Raw genomic sequence first — 18,236 nt, 5'->3', positions numbered from 1 at the left:
GGCTCAGGCCGACAGCCAGGTGTCGTACCAGCTGCTGGACGGCCAGCGCGGCGTGTTGTGGTCGTTGTGCACGCGCTTGCTAGTGATCGAGTAGAACTCGCGCTCGGTCACCATCCAGACCGGCAACTCGTCGTTGACCTCCTTGACCCACTCGGCATAGAGCGCCTTGCGCCTGGCCGGGTTGATCTCCGAGGCGGCGTCGTCGATCAGCTTGTCCACCTTGGCGGACTGCCAGCCGTACTGGTTGGTCCAGGGCGCGCCCTTGGGGCTGCCGGAGCGGTACCAGACGGTGGTCGACACCGCGGGGTCGCCACGGTACTGGTGCCAGCCGGTGGCAAGGTCGAAATTCCAGTCGCGGTACACGGTCGACAACGCACCGGCGATGTCGAGCTGCTGCACGGTGACCTTGATGCCCACCTGCGCCAGCGACTGCTGCACATAGGTGGCGAACAGTGGCACGTCCTCGCCGTTCTGGATCGGCACCAGCTTGAGCGTGAAGCGGTTGCCGTCGGCACCACGCTTGAAGCCGGCTTCGTCGAGCAGGGCTTCGGCGCGCTTGCGGTCGAACGGATAGGGCTGCTTGCCGCCCGGATAGAACGCCGAGGTCGAGGGAATCGGGCCGGTGGCCGGCTTGGCGGTGCCGTACAGGAAGTTCTTGATGAAGAAGTCGACATCGATGGCGTGCGCGATGGCGCGGCGCACGCGCACGTCCGACAGCTCCTTGCGGCGCACGTTGAACTCCAGCGTGTTGTTGTAGGAGTTGGCCTCCAGTCCCTTGGTGGACACCTTGAAGCGCCCATCCTTCTTGAATCGCTCAAGATCCGCCAGGCCGACATGCGAATAGGTGGTCAGCTGCGCCTCGCCGGTTTCGAGCGAGGCAGCCGCGGCGGACTTGTCGGTGATGATGCGCCACACCACACGGTCCAGGTACGGCGCGGTCTTGCGCCAATATGCGGCATTGCGCTCGGCGATCACGAACTGGCCCCGTTCGTACTGGGTGAAGCGGAACGGCCCCGTGCCGATCGGCGCGGTATTGGCGGGGTTCTCCAGCACATTGGTGCCTTCGAACTTGTGGCGCGGCACCACGTAGCCAAGGTCGCACAGCGCGCGCAGCAGCAGCTCGATCGGCATCGGGCGCGAATAGCGGAATACCGCGGTCTGTGCGTTGGGGGTATCGACGGCATCGAGGTACAGGTGCAGCGCGGTGCCGTAGTTCAGGTGCTTCTTCCACAGCTCCATCGCGTTGTACTGCACGTCGGCCGAGGTGAAGGGCTTGCCGTCGTGCCAGGTCACGCCCTCGCGCAGCTTGAAGGTGATGGTCTTGCCGTCCGGTGAGCTGCTCCAGCTGGTGGCCAGCACGGGAGCGGGCTTGCCGCTGGCATCCAGGTCCACCAGCGATTCGATGATCTTGCTGGACACCACGTAGACACCGGTGGACGCGCGCAGCGCGGGGTTGAGGATGCGCTGCTCGCCGCCCAGCAGCACCGTCAGCACGCCGCCCTTGCGCGGCGTGTCGGCAGCCTGTGCCAACAGCGTGCCCGGGAGGGAAGCGCCAGCGGCAAGGGCACCGGATTGAATCAGGAAGTCGCGTCGCGTCAGGGACATGGCAGGGGTTCCACGGTAATCGAAGGAATGCAGGAAGCAGGAGCACGAAGGCTGGGCAGCCAGCGAGTGTAGGGGGCGCCGCCGCGCGAGGGAAACGCGCTTTTCGTCTAAGCAAAGACGTTGGCTGCGCGGCGCGCGGCGCACCCGGCAGGCGCGCGCGGCGCGCATATGCAAAGACGAAACGCGCAGTTGGGGATCGCACCGTGCTCGCGTACGCTCGCCCATCGCTCGCTTATTCCAACGGAACCCCTTTCATGCCAAACCTGATCCCGCTGCTCGACCACGTTGTCGTCAATGTCCACGAGGGCCTGGACGACGCCGCCACCCGCTATCGCCGCCTGGGTTTCCAGCTAACGCCGCGCGGCCATCATTCGCTCGGGTCCAGTAACCACCTAGCGATCTTCGATACGGATTACCTGGAGCTGCTCGGCTTTGAAGCCGGCAAGGCGACGACCGGCCGCGCGGACCTGCTGGCCGAACCGGCTGGCCTGACCGGGCTCGTCTTCAAGAGCGCCGACTCCACCGGCCTGCATCGCGAGATCCTGGCGCGCGGGCTGGAAGTGGAAGGGCCGCCGCGTGAGTTCACGCGCCCGGTCGATCTGCCCGGCGCCACCGGCGAAGCGCGCTTTCGCACGGTGCGGCTGGCCGCGCACCTGGTGCCAAACGGGCGCCTCTACTTCTGCCACCACTTCACGCCGGAACTGGTCTGGCGCGGGCACTGGCAAGTCCATCCCAACGGCGTGACCGGCGTGGCGCAATACGTGATCGCGGCTGCAGACCCGGCGCGCACCATCGGCCTGTTGTCGCGCCTGTTCGGCGCCGAGCATGTGGGCAAGGGTGCGCACGGCGAGCTGCTGCGCGCCGGCGGTGCATCGGTGGTGGTGCTGACGCCGGAGGCGGCGGCGCGGCGCTTCGGCACGAGCGTGCCGCCGCTGATTGATGGCCGCGACCGCATGGTGGCGCTGGTGCTGCGCACCACGGCGCTGGCAACGGCAAGCGCCGCGCTGGCGGCAGGCGAGATCCGCGGCGTCGAGGAGATTGAGGGCCTGCTGGTGGTGCCGCCTGCCGAGGCGGCGGGCGTCACCCTTGCCTTTACCGAATAAGCGCGGACGGTATCCCGATGGATTTCACGGATTTCTACGCGCTGGACTACACCGGCGCCCGCAACAAGTTCCGCGCGGCGGCCGATGCCGTGGGCGCCGTAGCGTGGCTGGCGAGCGTGCCGACATGCTCGATGCCTTCATCCCGGTGGGCCGGCCGTGGCGCGACGCCACGGTGCGGCATGGCGTCGCCATCACCCAGCAGGCGGTGGACGGGCTGGCGGCCTGGTAGGTCCGGCGTGGCTGGCTATTCGAAAGATACCTGGCCGGAACCGGTCCGGCTGACGGCGCGCTGGTGCGGCTTGCCGGCAACGATGATGTCGCCGGATCCCGTCAGCGCCACGCTGGCCGCATCCGACGCGTAGCCGAGGATGCGGCCCGAGCCGCTGAGCTGCGCGTCCAGCCGCTGCGCGCGCAAGGCGCTGGCATCTACCTCGCCGGAGCCGGAGATGGCGGCGCGCACGCTGCCCACGGTGCCCTCGGCCACGATCGAGCCGGAACCGGACAGGCGCAGGTCGATGGATGCCTCGTGCAGGCCGGACGCACGCAGGGTGCCGGCGCCGGGAATGCTGACCGCCTGGAGCGAAGGCCCCGTAATGGCCACCCTGAGCGGCGCCGCGAGCACGACTGGCGCGCTCAGGCCGATGGTCAGCTTGCCGTCGTCCAGGCTGGTGAGCACCAGCGGCAGGATGTCCTCGGGGCCGGTGATGGAAACGGAGTAGGCGCGCGCAACCGAGAACACCACATCGGCCGGGGCATTGAGCTGCACGCCGGAGAATGCGCCGACCATGCGTTGCTCTGTCTTCTCGGGGCCGCTTCCCTTGGTGGCGTCATGGGAAGTCACCACCTGGCCATTGACGATGACGACACTGCTCCCGGACGTGCCCGAGGCAGAAATGCCGCTCTGGTTGATTACCACGGTGCTTGACTGAGCCAGCGCCGCGCCGGCAAGGCAGGCGGATGCCAGCCAGGCAGCGCAAAGCAGGTTGGTATGGGTCATGGCGATCCTTCGGGCTGGCAGGGCTCCTGGTGGAATGTGTACTTGTCCTTGCCGGTCCTCTTTGAATCATAGAGCGCTTCATCGGCTTTGATGAGCGCCTTGGTGAGCGTGTCGCCGCTGACCATGTGGGTGACGCCAATGCTGATGGTCACGGGGGGCTCCGATGGCGCATCCCGGATGCTGCGGCACAGCAGGCCAATGCGGATTTCCGCCTCGGCGCGCGTCATCCCCTTGAGATAGATGCCGAATTCCTCTCCCCCCAGGCGCGCATACTGGCAGTCCCCCATCACCAGCTTGATCCCCGCGGCCACGTGCTTGAGCACTTCGTCGCCAACATCGTGGCCGTAGCGGTCATTGACCTTCTTGAAGTCGTCGATGTCCACCATCGCCAGGTAGTGGTCTTGCTCCGCGGTGGCGCGCGGCACCAGGCTGCCTACGTTGAGCATGAAGGCACGGCGGTTGGGAATCTCAGTCAGCGCATCCACATAAGCCTGCTGCAGCAAGGTCTTCGCCATGACAAAGTTCTGCAGCTTCGCGCGCCGTAGCGTGATGAATGTGTACACCGTGATGCCGCTGAAATAGAGCGCGTAGCAGACGACCAGGATGCCCTTGAGTTCCAGCAGGTCCTGCGCCGGCATCACGGGAAAGAGCAGGACCCAGGCCAGCGCGATGACGCCGAAAAACGCCCTGGGGCTCAGCGGCAGCGTGGAGGCGCAGAACAGCACGCTGGCCGCCACCAGCATCGACCAGATCGGACGTGTGTCGTCCGGCGTGCCGTCCAGCACCAGGCGGGCACCCACGCAGAAGGCCACCACAAAGGCAAAGTTGAGGATCTGGAATTGCTGCGCGCGCCGCACGAAGGGCACGGCCGCGGTCAGCGCCGACAACAGGGCAAGGTGGAGGATCGAGTTGATCGTGAAACCCTGGCCTCCCTTGAAGCTGACCAGCAGATCGAACACGAGCCAGATCCCCACGCTGGCCGCGAAGGTCATGAGGCAAAAGCGCTGCAGCCTCTCGAATTCATGCTGGGCAAACTCGGCTTGCACCGGCGCCGGCACCGGCTTGTTCAGCAACTCTGACTCAACGGTGCGAAACATCATTCGGCTTGCCTCTGGAGGATCGGAGGATCGGAGGATCGGATGGTCGGTGGGGCAGGTCGGTGCAATGAATCCAGCGACAAGCATACAAGGACTTGCAGCGTGCGCGCGCCGGTCGCAAGCGGTTTCACACGGGCGTTTGGACCTGCTGGCCGGGCCCGGCGCGCAGCGCTCTTTGGCTGTCGCCGCCCTTGGTGGTGCGGCGCTCACACGCTTGCATGGCGGGGTTCCCTCTGGCGGGTCCCGATGCCTATGCTAGAGGTGGCGGTGGATCGCTTCGGCTGACGTGGCGGTCGACGCCGGAGTCGGGTATCCCGTGCAAAGCAGCACGATGCCCGGCGCTCGCCAGTGCCGGAATATAGGATCCGGTGCGGGCGATTCGTACGATTCGCGCTGGCAGTCGAGTAGGAGGAAACATGAGAACGCTGGGCTTGCTGTTCGCCACCACGTTGGCGATGGCGTTGCCGCTGCACGCATACGCAGCGGGTTGCCAATATGACATGCAGTGCAAAGGGGAGCGGCTCTGCCAAAAGGGCCAGTGCGTGTCTCCGGATGACGACGACCAGAGCGCCGACCAGCCTGCCAAGCCGCCAGCCTCTCGGTTTGCTCCCGCGCCAACTCCCGCCGCCAGTCAGGTGCCTGCGTCCTCCCGCATGGCGAAGAGCGCGCCGCCGGCAACGCCCGTGCCGGGCGAGCCGCGCTTTTGCTGCACGGTAGCGGGCAGGCTCAAGCCATATAACAACGCCGCCTTCGACTCCGACACCATCGTTGGCGACGCCTGCCAGGGCATGACCAACTCGGGCAAGCCTGTGCCCGGCACCGCCTGCCAATGACGTAGCCAGGAGTGCTGTGCAAGCGCTGATTCAGACGCATTGGATCGGCGCCTTTTTCTACGCGAGGAGGACGGCGGGGCCGGGGAGCCCCACTTCAGGGCGGGTTGTCATTGAAATTTCGCCACGCCGGTTCGCGCCACCCGCTCAAAGCGGGCCCCGGGCTTATTCGGCTGGCTTGGCCGGCTCTACGACTGGCTCCACAATCGGCTCCACGACGGGCTCCACAACGTCGGCCGGTGCCGCCAGCAGCGCAGTCTTGCGCGGCGCGGCTTCGGCGTTGACTTCCGGCAGCAGCTTGCCGCCTGGCAGGTAGGCCGCGACCCATCCCGTCATCGCCGCGCCCATGGTGGGCAGCCCGTTGCCGTACTCCGGCAGGAAATCCCGGCCCATCAGGCACCATTGAAACGGATCCTGGCCGCCGATCGCGGCGAAATGGCGTTGGACGTTGTCGGAAAAATCAGCGTTCGCGCCAAACACGATCTCGATCAGGCTGTGGGTATAGGCGGCAATGTGCTGCGCCATCACGTCGGCCAGCTCGGGCCGGAACGTGGTGAAGCTGAACGGTTGCGCGGCCGCCTCACGCAGGTAGTCGGTGCCTTCGGCAATGAGCGTCTTTGCCGTTTGCAGGTTCAGCGCGCCGATCTTCTGCGCCACCTGTGCCCAGGGGCTTGCCAGGCCAAAATCGATAACGGGGTAAGGCAGAGGCGCCTCGACGTGTTCAGCGTGAGAGAGGGTAGCCATGAGCGTCTCCGATAGTTCATGACGAGGCAACGCGTCCGAGGGATTTCGCCGGTGGCAATCGTCACTTGCTGCGCCGCAGCATTGCGCTAGTCATCATAGGCGCAATCGTCAGGGTGTCAAGGCGCGCGACGGCAGGCGCCCGCCCCGTCACATCAGGGCGTGGCGGGCAAGCTGCGATCCGGGATCGGGCTTCGGGGCTTCGGGGCTGCTGGGCCGCTGGCCCGCTTACTCTGGCTTGACGCCTGCTTCCCGGATCACCGCGGTCCACTTGGCCAGCTCGGACTTGATGCGGGCCTGGGTCTGCGCCGGCGTGGTCCAGGTGGCGATGGCGCCTTGCTTGAGCAGGGAAGCCTTCACGTCGGGCTCGGCCAGGATCTTCTTGAGTTCGGCGTTGAGCCGGTCCACCACCGGCGCCGGGGTGCCGGCCGGGGCCACGATGCCGAACATGGAGTTGACCTCGAAGTCCTTCAGGCCCGCTTCATTCGCCGTCGGCACGTCGGGCAGCGCCGCCACGCGCTCGCTGGTGGTGACGGCCAGCGCGCGGATCTTGCCGCCCTTGACGTAGGACTGCGCCGCCGGCACGGTCTCGACCATGCTGAGCACCTGCCCGCCGATCAGGTCGGTCATGGCGGGGCCGCTGCCTTTGTAAGGCACGTGCAGCATGTCCACGCCGGCCATGCGCTTGAACATCTCGCCAGCCAGGTGCTGCGGCGAGCCGTTGCCGGCGGAGGCAAAGGTAATCGCGCCAGGGGTGGTTTTTGCCAGCGCGATCAACTGCGGCAGGCTGTTGGCCTTGACGCTGGGATTGACCACGAACACAAGCGGCACGGTACCCACGATGGCCACCGGGGCAAAGCTCTTCTCGATGTCGTAGGAGACGCGGTTCTTGTACAGCGCCGCGTTGATCGCGTGGCTGGTCAGGGCACCCATCAGCAGGGTATAGCCGTCAGCGGGCGACTTGGCGACCAGTTCCGCGCCGATATTGCCGGCGGCGCCGGCCCGGTTGTCGACCACGACCTGCTGGCCCAGTGCGGTGGACAGGTGCTGCGCCAGGGTGCGGCCGATGACGTCGGTGGCGCCGCCCGGCGGGTAGGGCACGACCAGGCGGATCGGCTTGGTGGGATAGTCTGCGGCAGCGGCCAGGCCAGGGAAGGCGGCTGTGCCTGCCAGCATGGCGCCGGCGAGCGCGCAGAGAATCAGATGGCGCCTGGGCGCGGAAACGCGCGTTCGCGCGTGGCGTCGAATGCCGGTCATAGGGGAATCTCCTGCGCCGGGTTGGTATGGATGGGATGGCACAGCAAGGCTGTGCAGCGCGGGACGCCCGGCTCGTCGCTATGGCAGAGTGTAGGGGGCGTCTCTTGATAGAAGAATCAGAAGTTTTCTATCGACTGATCTGAATCTTCAATTAAAGGTGCGAGGCTGAATTTTCCGTTGCGGCGAGATGGCAAGGCCAGATATGATGCCTGCCAAGATTATCAATAATATTATTGGAGATGTACATGGCCGGCTCCCACGATTCCCCCAAGGACCCTTCCGCTTCGGCACAGGCCGGCCAGGACCCCTTCGAGCCGGCGCAAGACGCCGAGAGCGGCTTGGGCAAGGGCCTGACCAACTATGGCGACAAAGGCTTCTCGCTGTTCCTGCGCAAGGCCTTCATCAAGGGCGCGGGCTATACCGACGACGCGTTGTCGCGCCCGGTGATCGGCATCGTCAACACCAACAGCAGCTACAACCCCTGCCACGGCAACGCGCCGCAACTGGTGGAGGCCGTCAAGCGCGGCGTCATGCTGGCGGGCGGCCTGCCGGTGGACTTTCCCACCATCTCCGTGCATGAGAGCTTCTCGGCGCCCACCAGCATGTACCTGCGCAACCTCATGTCGATGGACACCGAGGAAATGATCCGCGCGCAGCCCATGGACGCCGTGGTGCTGATTGGAGGCTGCGACAAGACCGTGCCCGCGCAACTGATGGGCGCGGCCTCGGCCGGCGTGCCGGCGATCCAGCTGGTCACCGGCTCCATGCTCACCGGCTCGCATCGCGGCGAGCGCGTGGGTGCCTGCACCGATTGCCGCCGCTACTGGGGCCGCTACCGCGCCGAGGAGATCGATGCGCCCGAGATTGCCGACGTGAACAACCAGCTGGTTGCCAGCGTGGGCACCTGCTCGGTGATGGGCACGGCCAGCACCATGGCCTGCCTGACCGAAGCGCTCGGCATGATGGTGGCCGGCGGCGCATCGGCCCCGGCGGTCACCGCCGACCGCGTGCGGGTGGCCGAGCGCACCGGTACCACTGCCGTGGCCATGGCCCGCTCCGGCCTGACGCCGGACCGCATCCTCACCGGCCGCGCGATCGAGAACGCCATCCGCGTGCTGCTGGCCATCGGCGGCTCCACCAACGGTATCGTGCACCTGACCGCCATCGCAGGGCGCCTGGGCATCGACATCGACCTGGCCGGGCTGGACCGCATGAGCCGCGAGACCCCCGTGCTGGTGGACCTGAAGCCCTCCGGCCAGCACTACATGGAAGACTTCCACGCGGCAGGCGGCATGCCCGCGCTGCTGCGCGAGCTGCGCCCGCTGCTGCACCTTGACACGCTGACGGTGTCTGGCCGCACGCTGGGCGAGGAGCTCGACGCCGCGCCCGCGCCGTTCGCGCAGGATGTGATTCGCCCGTTCGACGCGCCGATCTATCCGGTGGGTGGCCTGGCCGTGCTGCGCGGCAACCTGGCTCCGGGCGGCGCCATCATCAAGCAATCCGCCGCCGATCCTGTGCTGATGGAGCATGAAGGACGCGCCGTGGTGTTCGAAAATGCCGAGGACATGGCGCTGCGCATCGACGACGATGCGCTGGACGTGAACGCCGACGATATCCTGGTGCTCAAGCGCATTGGGCCGACCGGCGCGCCCGGCATGCCCGAGGCCGGCTATATGCCGATTCCCAGGAAGCTCGCGCGTGCCGGCGTGAAGGACATGGTACGCATCTCGGACGGCCGGATGAGCGGGACCGCGGCTGGCACCATCGTGCTGCACGTGACGCCGGAAGCCGCCATCGGCGGCCCGCTGGCGCACGTGCGCAACGGCGACCGCATCCGCCTGTCGGTGGCGCGGCGCGAAATCTCCCTGCTGATCGACGACGCGGAGCTGGCCCGCCGCGCGGCCGAGCACGAAGTGGTGCGGCCTACCGCCGAGCGCGGCTATCGCAAGTTGTTCCTGGCCACGGTGACGCAGGCCGACCAGGGCGTGGACTTCGATTTCCTGCGTGCCGCGCGGACCAGCGAAACCGTGCCGCGCAAGTCCTGAGCGTCCAGTCATGGATCAACCAACCCGTGCAGGAACGCGCGCGCAAGCGGCGCATAGTGCTCAGGACGATACCGCCGGCGGCGCCCAAGCCATGCTCGCCGCCGCCGCGATCCTTGAGGAAGACATCGTCTTTGGCTTGCTGAGTCCGCGCGAGCGGCTGGTCGAAGACGACCTGATGGCGCGCTTCAACCTGAAGCGCCATGTGGTGCGCCAGCTGCTCGTCACGCTCGAAGGCATGGGCGTGGTCGAGCGCAAGCGCAACGTTGGCGCGGTGGTGCGCGCCTTTCCGGCGCGCGAGGTGATGGAGCTATACGCACTGCGCGAAGTGCTGGAAACGCATGCCGCCAGCCTGATCGCGCTGCCGGTGCCCGCAGCGCGGTTGCAGGCGCTGGTGGCCGTGCAGCAGGAGCACGACGTTGCGGTGGCCGCGGGCGATGCGCGCGCGGTGTTCCGCATCAACCAGCGCTTTCACCGGGAGTTGTTCGCCCTGGTCGACAATGCGGTGCTGCGGCAGGCCATCGAGGAATACGCGCGCCGCGCCCATCCGATCCGCTTTGGGTCGCTGGCTGCAGCGGGCTATCGCGAGCGTGCCAGGCAGGAGCACTGGGCCATGATCGAGGCCCTGCGCGAGGGCCGGCGCGAGGATCTTGTCGCGCTATGCCGTAGCCATCTGCTGCCCTCGCGCGATGCATATCTCGCGGCAGAACGGGAGCGTGCCGGAGGGCCTGCTTAGTACATTATATTAATTATCTCTCAAGCGTGGTTAATGGAAATATTGGGGGGAATCAATACGCCACTCGAGGGGAAACTTGAAATCCCTTTCCCAATCTTTAACCGCGCGGGCTTGCATTTGCGCGTTGCAGCAGGAATATTAGCCGGCGGACCGTGCTAAGATCGGCCCCTTCTGAAGTTCTGACGATTGTCGGCCCGCAAAAGAGATGTCAGCGCAACCGTGTAAGCCACTTCCGGAGCGCTCGCCCAAAATAGGGCTAGGTGGTCTGATCCTGCTCCTGGCCCTGGGATCGGTCCTGCTGACCATGGCCAATGCGCTCCACTCCAGTTACCGCGTGCAGCGTGACCTGCTGGTCCGCAATACGCTGGAAGCCAACCGTGTCTATGCGGCCAAGCTGGCGGAGTCCACGGGAGCCCATATTGAAAGCACCATGCAGCAGTTGGCCTACAGCGCCAGTTTGCTTGCTGAGGCCATGGATAATCCGGCCCGTGTGAACGAGGAGGCCGAGCGCTTGCGTTTGCAGACCAGGAGCCTGAATTCGGTGGCCATCGTCCGCCAGGATGGCATGGTGCTATCCGTGTCGCCAGCGGCCTTGCGCCGGAGCGGACAGAGCGTGAAGACCGATTGGGGGCACACGCTCCTGACCACCCGCACCCCGGCGATCAGCGAGCCCTTTACAACCTCCGGCGGGCGGCTGATTATCTTTATTTCCCATCCCATCATTAATGCGCAGGGGCGGCTGCTTGGTTATGTCGGAGGCACGATTTACCTGAATGCCAAGAACCTGCTGCATGAGATTCTCGATAGCCATTATTATCGGGATAGCTCTTATGTCTATGTGGTGGATCGTAACGGCACCGTGATTTTTCATCCGGACGACTCCCATGTTGGCAAGTCGATCTTCAAGAATTCAGTCGTGCTGGCGGTAACCAGCGGCGCAGCGGGCGCGCAGCAGATAGTGAACCAGTACGGTGTCGAGATGCTTGCAGGCTATGCGCCGGTCGCGTCCACCGGGTGGGGCATCGTGGTGCAGAGATCCACGCAAGCCACGCTGGCTGATCTGAATGACCTGGTGCTGGTGACATTCCGCAACAGCATTCCCATCCTGCTCCTGTCGCTGGTCCTTATCTTGTGGTTTTCCCGCTGGATCTCGCGGCCGCTGGGGCAGCTGGCCGACGACGCCCGCATGGGGACCACGCCCGACGGGATGGAGCGGATCGAGCGGATCCAGGCCAGGTATATCGAAGCCGATCGCCTCAAGAAAGCGCTGCTGCGGGGCATGAGCCTGACCAGCAGCAAGCTGGACCGGCTCAACCATGAATCCATCACCGACGCACTGACGGGTTTGCGCAATCGCCGCGGGCTGGGCAATGCGCTCAGCCTGTACGAGCTTGGCGGGCAGTCCTTTGCCGTCATCACGCTCGACGTGGACCACTTCAAGTCGATCAATGACCGCTACGGGCACGATGTCGGTGACGAGGTGCTGACGCACATCGCAGGCCTGATGCGGGCCAGTTCCCGGGGCGGCGACGTGACATGCCGTAGCGGCGGGGAGGAGTTCGTCATCTTGCTGCCCGGCACGACCGCGGACAATGCGTTCCTGATTGCGGAGCGCTTGCGCGAGGCCGTGGAAAAGACGCCTAACCCCACCGGTGGCGTCGTGACGGTTTCGCTTGGCGTCGCACATTTTCCTTCGTCGGCGGAGGAGGTTGGCGAGGTGCTGAAAATGTCGGATATCGCGCTCTATCAGGCCAAGCGCAACGGACGCAACAACACGGTCCGGTACCAGCGGGAACCGGCCGTGCAGGCGGATTCAACCTGATCGCGCCGGCGGCGCCTGGCGCGATAACTTGCGCGACGCATGGCGGCCCTCATTCGCGCGCCGGCGACTCCGGAGCTGGCATCGGCTGCGCGGACAGCGCGCTGCGCAGCGGCGGACGCGCCAGGTTGGCCCGCCAGGCGCGCTGGATCACTTGCGCGATCTGGTTGTAGGCCTGGCTGGAAATGACTTTTTCCTCGCGCATGGCCTCCAGCGAACGCTGGCCCTTGCGCAGGGCAAACAGCATCAACAGGCGCTTTTCCAGTGCCACCGTGTAGCCGCCGAATTGCGCGCGCATCTCATCCAGGCCACCGCCGGCCGATTTGACGCGCTCCTCCAGCACCCCGTCCAGCAGGGTCGCCATGCGCGCTCCGAACACTGGCGTGAGCAGCGAGCGGTTGTACTGGCGCAGCCGCTCCAGCACCGTCTGGCGGCAGACCAGCAGCTCGAAGCGGTCGGCCAGCGCGTGGGCCAGTGGCCGGTCGATCGACAGGTGCCGGTGCAGGAAGAGCGCCACGCGGTAGCCACGCTGGTAATCCAGGATATGCCGGGCGGCGCGGTTGTAGCCCAGGCGGCCATGCTCGCGCGCGGCGTCGATCATCAGCGTGGTGTTGCGCATCATGGCGTCGAGATTGGCTACCGAGATTACGCCGTCGCCGTATTCCGGGATCAGTTCGCGCTCGCGCGTGGCCAGCGTGACCAGGCCAATGGTGACGCGGTCGCGCTCGGATAGCGCGGCGTCGAAATCGAACTCCAGCGCGCCCAGCTCGATTTCGCGCCGATAGTGCTGCGCCACTTCGCGCGCTGCCGCGGGAGGCAGGTCGAAGGTCTGCGCGATGTGGTCGAGCGTGGTTTCGACCTCCTCGGTGGAGAGCTGGATGGCCTGCTGCTGCAATGCCCGGTCCTGGGCGGTGAGCTGGTCCAGCCCGAGCCGGTGGATAAGCCCGCGCAAGGTAGTGCCGTTCAGCAGCAGGCTGACCAGCACGAATCCGGTGGCCAGGATGGCGATGAAATGCCGGGCCTCGTATGGCAGCGCCTCGTTCTCGGCGATGCCCAGCGCCAGAACCAGTGTCACAGCGCCGCGCAGGCCGCCCCACGCAATGGCCAGCTTGTAGGCATTGCTGATCGGCGCGCTGACCTTCAGCCCGGAGAGCAGCGGCAGCAGGCCGAACAGCGTGAGCACGCGCGCCCCCAGCGCGGCGACTACCAGTGCCAGCAGCAGCAAGCCGTGATGCACGGTCACCCCGGCCAGCATGGACGGCACGCGCACCGCCGCCAGCAAGAACACGACGGCCCCCGTAATGCCGGCGTACTGCTCCCAGATCATGCGCATGTGGTTCCAGTTGCGCGGGCTCAGCCGCGTGGGCCCGAGCGCGCTCACCATCAGGCCGGCGCATACCACGGCCACCACCCCCGACACGCCGAGCAACTGGTCGGCGAGCAGGTAGAGCGGATAGGGCAGCGCCAGCGTCAGCGCGCCCTCGGCCATGGCCAGCCCGGCCAGGCGCGGCAGCAGGTCGGCCAGCAGGCGTCCGGCGATCGTGCCGCACAGCACGCCGCCCACGAACGACCAGGCCAGTTCCCGCGCGCCAGCGGCCAGCGTGGCCTCGGCGCCATGGCCGGTCAGCATGGCCACCAGCACGCCGGCAATGGCTATGGCGGCAGCGTCGTTGAGCAGGCTCTCGCCTTCGACCAGCCGGATCAGCCGGCCGGGTGCGCCGACATCGCGGAAGATGGCGATCACCGCGGCCGGGTCGGTGGTGGCTACCACCGCGCCCAGCAGCAGGCACACCACCAGGCTGGCGCCGCTGACCAGCGTGGTGACCAGCCCGATCACGCCGGTGGCCACGATCACCGCGACGATGGCCAGCAGCAGGATCGGCGCGGCGTCCGGCAGCATGCTGCGCACGTCGGCGGTCAGCGCGGCGTGGAACAGCAAAGGCGGCAGGAAGATCCACAGATAGGCCTCGGGCGGGAGCGCCGGGTCGATCAGGGGATGGAGGAAGTGCAAGGCGAACTGCGGGTAGGCGGCGTCGATGGCCACATAGCCCGCGCCGATGGCGATGCCGATGGCCGAGAGCAGCGTGGACTCAGGCAGTGCCAGCTTGGCGGCGGCGACCTGCACTACCGCCACGATGGCCAGCAGCGCGCCCGCCAGGATGAGCACGTCAACGACGATATTCAAGCTCGCCTCCGTTGCCGGGCGCGGAACGGCCCGGGTTGTACTGTGGGCGACGACAGTGTCACTGAGGGATCCTTACGCTTAGGTGGCTGCGGGCTCCGAACATACCGCGATATGGCGCGCGCTTTCAAGCCTCGTGCGCTTGGCTCACTACCTTGCTCGCCACTGCGCGCGATCCCGTCCCCGCTCGCTCATGCCGGATCGGCCACGCCGCCGCCGGCTTGGGCCAGGTGGGCGCGCAGCACGCCGACCAGCGCCACCGCCGCGGGCGACAGGCTGCGGTTGCGTGCCGTCACCAGCCCGATCGAGCGCTCGGTCACCGGCGCGGTGAGCAAGCGCTCGACAATGCCGGGCTGGCGCACGGTGCCGGCAGCAATCTCAGGCAGCGCCGCCACGCCGAAGCCGCATTCGACCATGGCCGCGATGGTGGCCAGGTGCTCGGCCTCGAACACCGGCTGGAAGCGGATACGGTTCTGCAGGAAGGCCCATTCGGCGTACTGGCGCACGCTGCTGGGGTGCGTCATGGAAACATGGCCGGCGTCCACCGTATCGGCCCAGCGCACCGGCCCCTTGCCGTGGGCCAGCGGGTGCTCGCTGGGAATCAGCAGCACGAAGCGGTCGGACATCATGGGGTCGTAGTGCAGGTCCGCCTGCTGCGGGTCGGCCGCGGTCAGCGCGAAATCCACCTCGCCCGCACGCACCAGGTCGAAGGCCGGGCCGGAGAGCGTGTCGAAGACCTTGAGCGTGACCTTGGGATGCTCCCGCCGATAGGCCATCAGCACGCGCGGCAGCAGGCGGGCGGCCAGCGAGGGCAGGGCGGCCACCGCAACATGGCCGCGCTCGGCGCTGGCAATGCCGCTCACGGCGTCGATGGCGTCCCGGAAGGCCGCCTGCAGGATCGCGGCCTGTTGCATGAAGACTTCGCCTGCCGCGGTCAGCCGCACGGTGCGGGTGGTGCGATCGAACAGCCGCACGCCGAGGGATTCCTCGATGCGCAGGACCTGGGTGGACAGCGCTGATTGAGACAGGTGCAACTGCCCCGCTGCCTGACGGAAGTTCAGGGTGCGGCCGAGCACCAGGGTGGTCTCGACATCGCGCATCGACAGGTTGATTTTCACGGCATGGATGGCGGATTGATCTTGATTGTCGATCATTTTATCCGGAAAATCTGATTCATCAATCAAAGCGGCTTGTCTACACTCATGCTCAATCCCGACACCAGACAGTTCAAAGGAACGCCATGCCCGACGCCGCCCACTTTTCGCTAGCCGCTCCCGGCACCGCGCACGCCGTGGTGGTAGGCGGCGGCACCATGGGCGCCGACGTGGCCGTGGTGCTCACCCGCGCGCACTGCCGCACCACCGTGGTGGAGCCGGATACGCAGCGCGCGGAAGCGGTCGCCGCAAGGGTAGCCGCCAATCTCGCCGCGATCGGCCCGGCGGCCGAGGTTGGCCTGGCGGGATTGACGGTAGCCGCAGGGCTCGACGCAGTCGACTGGAGCACGGTCGACCTGGTGATCGAGTGCATCCCCGAGCGGCTCGACATCAAGCGCGCGCTGTTCGCCGACCTGGCCCAGCGTGCGCGCCCGGATGCCATCCTCGCCAGCAATAGCTCGAGTTTCCCGATCAGCGCCATCGGCGCGGGCCTGCCCACCCGCGAACGCATGCTCGGCCTGCATTTCTTCATGCCCGCGCACCTGGTGCCGCTGGTGGAGGTGGTGCTGGGCGAGGGCAGCGCCGAGACCGGCGCCGACGCCTTGATCGCTTTCATGCGCCGTTGCGGCATGGTGCCGGTCAAGGTGAAGAAGGACCTGCCGGGTTTCCTTGCCAACCGCCTGCAGCACGCGCTGTCGCGCGAAGCCTTCGACCTGATCGACCGCGGCATCGCCTCGCCCGAGGATGTGGATGCGGCGGTGCGCTTTGGCTTCGGCTTTCGTTTCCTGGCCGCCGGGCCGGTCATGCAGCGCGACCACGCTGGCATCGACGTACACGCTGCGGCCGGGGCTACCATGTATCCCACGTTCAACAATGCGGCGGAGCCGGCCCGGTGCCTGACCGAGCGCGCGTCGGACGGCCGCCACGGCATGAAGAGCGGCGAGGGCTTTTACCAGTGGACGCCGCAGACCATCGCCGCGGAACGCGAGCGCTATGACCGGCTGCTGCGCGCGGGGCTCGACCTGATCGCGCCGGAACTGCCCAAGATCGAACCCTGAACCTCACCGGATCCACAAGATTCACTAAACCGAAGAGATCGATTAGATCGATTTGGTAGACCAGAGCGCACTATGAGTGAACACACCTTGCTGGCGGATTCGCCGCTGATCATTACCGTCGCGCCCAACGGCGCCTACAAGACCGCCAAGGACCACCTGGCCGTGCCGCTGACCGCGGCGGCACTGGCGGCCGACGCGCGGGCCTGCCTGGAAGCCGGCGCGGCCATGATGCACATGCACGTGCGCCAGCCCGACGGCCGCCATTCGCTGGATCCGCAGATTTATCGCGAAGCGCTTGCCGTGGTGAAGAAGGAAGTGGGCGACGCCTTGCTGGTCCAGGTGACCAGCGAAGCCGCCGGCATCTACCGCGCGGCCGAGCAGATCGCCATGGTGCGCGAGCTGCGGCCCGAGGCGGTTTCCATCGGGCTGCGCGAGATCGCCGTGCCGGACATTGCCGAGGCCGAGCTAGCCGATTTCCTGGCCTGGCTGGCACGCGAGCGGGTGATGACGCAGATCATCCTGTACGACGCAGCCGACGTGGCGCGCTGGCAAGCGCTGCGCGCGCGCGGGCTGGTGCCGCCGGGCGCGTGGTCGGTGCTGTTTGTGCTGGGCCGGTATTCGGCGGGACAGGTATCGTCGCCGCGCGACCTGCTGCCGTTCCTGCAGGTCTATGACGGCGCGCTGCCGTGGGCAATCTGCGCCTTCGGGCGAGAGGAGAATGCCTGCGTGACCACGGCCGCCGCGTTTGGCGGGCACGTGCGGGTGGGCTTCGAGAATAACCTGAAGCTGCGCGACGGCAGCACCGCGCCAGGCAACGCGGCACTTGTCGGGCAGGCGGCCGAAGGCGCGCGCACGCTTGGGCGCCCGCTAGCTTCGGCCCACGAAGCCAGGCAAATCTACAGCGAGATCCGCTGATTGGCGGCGCTCGGCGCCGATGCTTACGCGCCGTCGCTGAACGAGTCGCGGGTGCCGTTGCGCGCGCCGTCGGTGAACGGGTCCCGCGTGCCGCTGCGTGCGCCGTCGGTGAACGGGTCGCGCGGGCCGAGCTTGTTGGCGCCCTGGGTGTAGATGTCCCGCGCCTGGCCGGTGGCCGCGCCATCGAGATACGGGTCTACGCTGCGCGGGGCGGCGCTGGCGAGGCCGGCGGCACCGCCAAGGGTGGCGGCCAGCGCCGTGGCGAGCAGGGCTTGCTTGAGTGTACGCATTGTTTCTCTCCGAGGATTCGAGGGGCGGGCGATCTCTTTCGATCGACCGTGCTGGCAGTCTAAGAAACAGGCACCCACGACAACATGACCGGCACATGACAATGCTGTCATGCAGCGGGCGTTGCCTCGGCGGCATTCCTTGTCCGCCGCCACGTGATTGCCACAAGCTCCAACGCCTTCGAAGTTCGCGCAATTTCTTCCCGCGGTGGCCCAATTTTTGCCAACTGGCGTGACTCGCCAATCCTGGCGGGTAGTAACTTGGCTCGGCACGCCCCAACTGTGTCGAAAATGTGCCAAAAATCTCATAAATTCTTAATGATTGGCGAAAACGCGCAATCAAGCTATGCTTGCCCGATTGTCGGGCGTGCAGCACACCATCCGGCCGTCAAAGGCGGCTGCAGGGAGGTTGG

At 66.7% G+C, this 18,236-nt stretch carries 16 protein-coding genes; 8 read left to right on the top strand and 8 right to left on the bottom strand.

The window, feature by feature from the left end; all coding sequences use genetic code 11:
* Positions 1 to 3 precede the first annotated feature (3 nt).
* Entirely contained in the window at positions 4 to 1,605 is a 1,602-nt protein-coding gene (locus A9975_RS21490) for an ABC transporter substrate-binding protein (RefSeq protein WP_183034571.1), read from the bottom strand.
* Positions 1,606 to 1,859: 254 nt separating this feature from the next.
* Here A9975_RS21490 and A9975_RS21485 point away from each other — a divergent pair, with 254 nt between their 5' ends.
* Complete coding sequence (locus A9975_RS21485; RefSeq protein WP_183034570.1) at positions 1,860 to 2,708, top strand: VOC family protein; 849 nt, start codon at positions 1,860 to 1,862, stop codon at positions 2,706 to 2,708.
* Positions 2,709 to 2,811: 103 nt separating this feature from the next.
* Positions 2,812 to 2,937: a hypothetical protein gene (locus A9975_RS38150; RefSeq protein WP_255503350.1), complete on the top strand. Its 126-nt coding sequence runs from the start codon at positions 2,812 to 2,814 to the stop codon at positions 2,935 to 2,937.
* Between the two features lie 15 nt (positions 2,938 to 2,952).
* On the opposite strand, the gene A9975_RS21480 is transcribed toward A9975_RS38150, so the two are convergent.
* Both A9975_RS21480 and A9975_RS21475 read right to left on the bottom strand, forming a co-directional pair.
* Positions 2,953 to 3,705 carry a head GIN domain-containing protein gene (locus A9975_RS21480; protein WP_183034569.1) on the bottom strand — a complete coding sequence of 251 codons (753 nt, stop codon included), beginning with the start codon at positions 3,703 to 3,705 and terminating at the stop codon, positions 2,953 to 2,955.
* Positions 3,702 to 4,805: a GGDEF domain-containing protein gene (locus A9975_RS21475; RefSeq protein ID WP_255503349.1), complete on the bottom strand. Its 1,104-nt coding sequence runs from the start codon at positions 4,803 to 4,805 to the stop codon at positions 3,702 to 3,704. The genes A9975_RS21480 and A9975_RS21475 overlap by 4 nt, the downstream gene beginning before the upstream one ends.
* Before the next feature lie 413 nt (positions 4,806 to 5,218).
* On the opposite strand from A9975_RS21475, the gene A9975_RS21470 reads away from it, so the two are divergent.
* Entirely contained in the window at positions 5,219 to 5,635 is a 417-nt protein-coding gene (locus tag A9975_RS21470) for a hypothetical protein (RefSeq protein ID WP_183034568.1), read from the top strand.
* A gap of 162 nt (positions 5,636 to 5,797) precedes the next feature.
* On the opposite strand, the gene A9975_RS21465 is transcribed toward A9975_RS21470, so the two are convergent.
* The gene (locus A9975_RS21465; RefSeq protein WP_183034567.1) at positions 5,798 to 6,376 is read right to left on the bottom strand and encodes a phasin family protein; all 579 of its coding nucleotides are present in this window, start codon (positions 6,374 to 6,376) and stop codon (positions 5,798 to 5,800) included.
* Positions 6,377 to 6,601: 225 nt separating this feature from the next.
* Positions 6,602 to 7,630 carry a tripartite tricarboxylate transporter substrate binding protein gene (locus tag A9975_RS21460; protein WP_150986594.1) on the bottom strand — a complete coding sequence of 343 codons (1,029 nt, stop codon included), beginning with the start codon at positions 7,628 to 7,630 and terminating at the stop codon, positions 6,602 to 6,604.
* A gap of 245 nt (positions 7,631 to 7,875) precedes the next feature.
* On the opposite strand from A9975_RS21460, the gene A9975_RS21455 reads away from it, so the two are divergent.
* The 3 genes from A9975_RS21455 to A9975_RS21445 all read left to right on the top strand — a co-directional run bounded on the left by A9975_RS21455 (position 7,876) and on the right by A9975_RS21445 (position 12,230).
* Entirely contained in the window at positions 7,876 to 9,675 is a 1,800-nt protein-coding gene (locus tag A9975_RS21455; protein ID WP_255503348.1) for an IlvD/Edd family dehydratase, read from the top strand.
* Positions 9,676 to 9,766: 91 nt separating this feature from the next.
* Entirely contained in the window at positions 9,767 to 10,408 is a 642-nt protein-coding gene (locus tag A9975_RS21450; protein ID WP_052495292.1) for a GntR family transcriptional regulator, read from the top strand.
* Between the two features lie 205 nt (positions 10,409 to 10,613).
* Positions 10,614 to 12,230 (top strand): sensor domain-containing diguanylate cyclase, encoded by a 1,617-nt coding sequence (locus tag A9975_RS21445; RefSeq protein ID WP_220810846.1) that lies wholly within the window; start codon positions 10,614 to 10,616, stop codon positions 12,228 to 12,230.
* Positions 12,231 to 12,279: 49 nt separating this feature from the next.
* Here the strand turns inward: A9975_RS21445 and A9975_RS21440 are convergent, their stop codons facing one another.
* On the bottom strand, positions 12,280 to 14,412 hold the full coding sequence (locus tag A9975_RS21440) for a sodium:proton antiporter (RefSeq protein WP_183034566.1): 2,133 nt from the start codon (positions 14,410 to 14,412) through the stop codon (positions 12,280 to 12,282).
* A 188-nt stretch (positions 14,413 to 14,600) separates the two neighbouring features.
* Positions 14,601 to 15,527, bottom strand: a complete 927-nt coding sequence (locus tag A9975_RS21435) for a LysR family transcriptional regulator (RefSeq protein WP_183034657.1) — start codon at positions 15,525 to 15,527, stop codon at positions 14,601 to 14,603.
* Between the two features lie 122 nt (positions 15,528 to 15,649).
* Between A9975_RS21435 and A9975_RS21430 the strand changes: the two genes are divergently transcribed.
* Both A9975_RS21430 and A9975_RS21425 read left to right on the top strand, forming a co-directional pair.
* Positions 15,650 to 16,621 (top strand): 3-hydroxyacyl-CoA dehydrogenase family protein, encoded by a 972-nt coding sequence (locus tag A9975_RS21430; protein ID WP_183034565.1) that lies wholly within the window; start codon positions 15,650 to 15,652, stop codon positions 16,619 to 16,621.
* 72 nt (positions 16,622 to 16,693) lie between these two features.
* Positions 16,694 to 17,536 (top strand): 3-keto-5-aminohexanoate cleavage protein, encoded by an 843-nt coding sequence (locus A9975_RS21425; protein ID WP_183034564.1) that lies wholly within the window; start codon positions 16,694 to 16,696, stop codon positions 17,534 to 17,536.
* A gap of 23 nt (positions 17,537 to 17,559) precedes the next feature.
* On the opposite strand, the gene A9975_RS21420 is transcribed toward A9975_RS21425, so the two are convergent.
* Positions 17,560 to 17,826 carry a hypothetical protein gene (locus tag A9975_RS21420; protein ID WP_183034563.1) on the bottom strand — a complete coding sequence of 89 codons (267 nt, stop codon included), beginning with the start codon at positions 17,824 to 17,826 and terminating at the stop codon, positions 17,560 to 17,562.
* Between the last annotated feature and the right edge of the window lie 410 nt (positions 17,827 to 18,236).

It is taken from the genome of Cupriavidus sp. UME77, from assembly GCF_014170355.1.
Taxonomy (GTDB): Bacteria; Pseudomonadota; Gammaproteobacteria; order Burkholderiales; family Burkholderiaceae; genus Cupriavidus; species Cupriavidus basilensis.
The sequence above is the reverse complement of the archived record's forward strand: the minus strand, read 5'-3'. Positions and strand labels throughout refer to the sequence as shown.

Coding starts and splice junctions, on each gene's coding strand:
- A9975_RS21465 (WP_183034567.1), bottom strand. CDS start 6,376: ATGGCTACCCTCTCTCACGCTGAACACGTCGAGGCGCCTCTGCCTTAC.
- A9975_RS21455 (WP_255503348.1), top strand. CDS start 7,876: ATGGCCGGCTCCCACGATTCCCCCAAGGACCCTTCCGCTTCGGCACAG.
- A9975_RS21425 (WP_183034564.1), top strand. CDS start 16,694: ATGAGTGAACACACCTTGCTGGCGGATTCGCCGCTGATCATTACCGTC.
- A9975_RS21450 (WP_052495292.1), top strand. CDS start 9,767: ATGCTCGCCGCCGCCGCGATCCTTGAGGAAGACATCGTCTTTGGCTTG.
- A9975_RS21430 (WP_183034565.1), top strand. CDS start 15,650: ATGCCCGACGCCGCCCACTTTTCGCTAGCCGCTCCCGGCACCGCGCAC.
- A9975_RS21445 (WP_220810846.1), top strand. CDS start 10,614: ATGTCAGCGCAACCGTGTAAGCCACTTCCGGAGCGCTCGCCCAAAATA.
- A9975_RS21470 (WP_183034568.1), top strand. CDS start 5,219: ATGAGAACGCTGGGCTTGCTGTTCGCCACCACGTTGGCGATGGCGTTG.
- A9975_RS21475 (WP_255503349.1), bottom strand. CDS start 4,805: ATGATGTTTCGCACCGTTGAGTCAGAGTTGCTGAACAAGCCGGTGCCG.
- A9975_RS21490 (WP_183034571.1), bottom strand. CDS start 1,605: ATGTCCCTGACGCGACGCGACTTCCTGATTCAATCCGGTGCCCTTGCC.
- A9975_RS21420 (WP_183034563.1), bottom strand. CDS start 17,826: ATGCGTACACTCAAGCAAGCCCTGCTCGCCACGGCGCTGGCCGCCACC.
- A9975_RS21485 (WP_183034570.1), top strand. CDS start 1,860: ATGCCAAACCTGATCCCGCTGCTCGACCACGTTGTCGTCAATGTCCAC.
- A9975_RS21460 (WP_150986594.1), bottom strand. CDS start 7,630: ATGACCGGCATTCGACGCCACGCGCGAACGCGCGTTTCCGCGCCCAGG.
- A9975_RS21480 (WP_183034569.1), bottom strand. CDS start 3,705: ATGACCCATACCAACCTGCTTTGCGCTGCCTGGCTGGCATCCGCCTGC.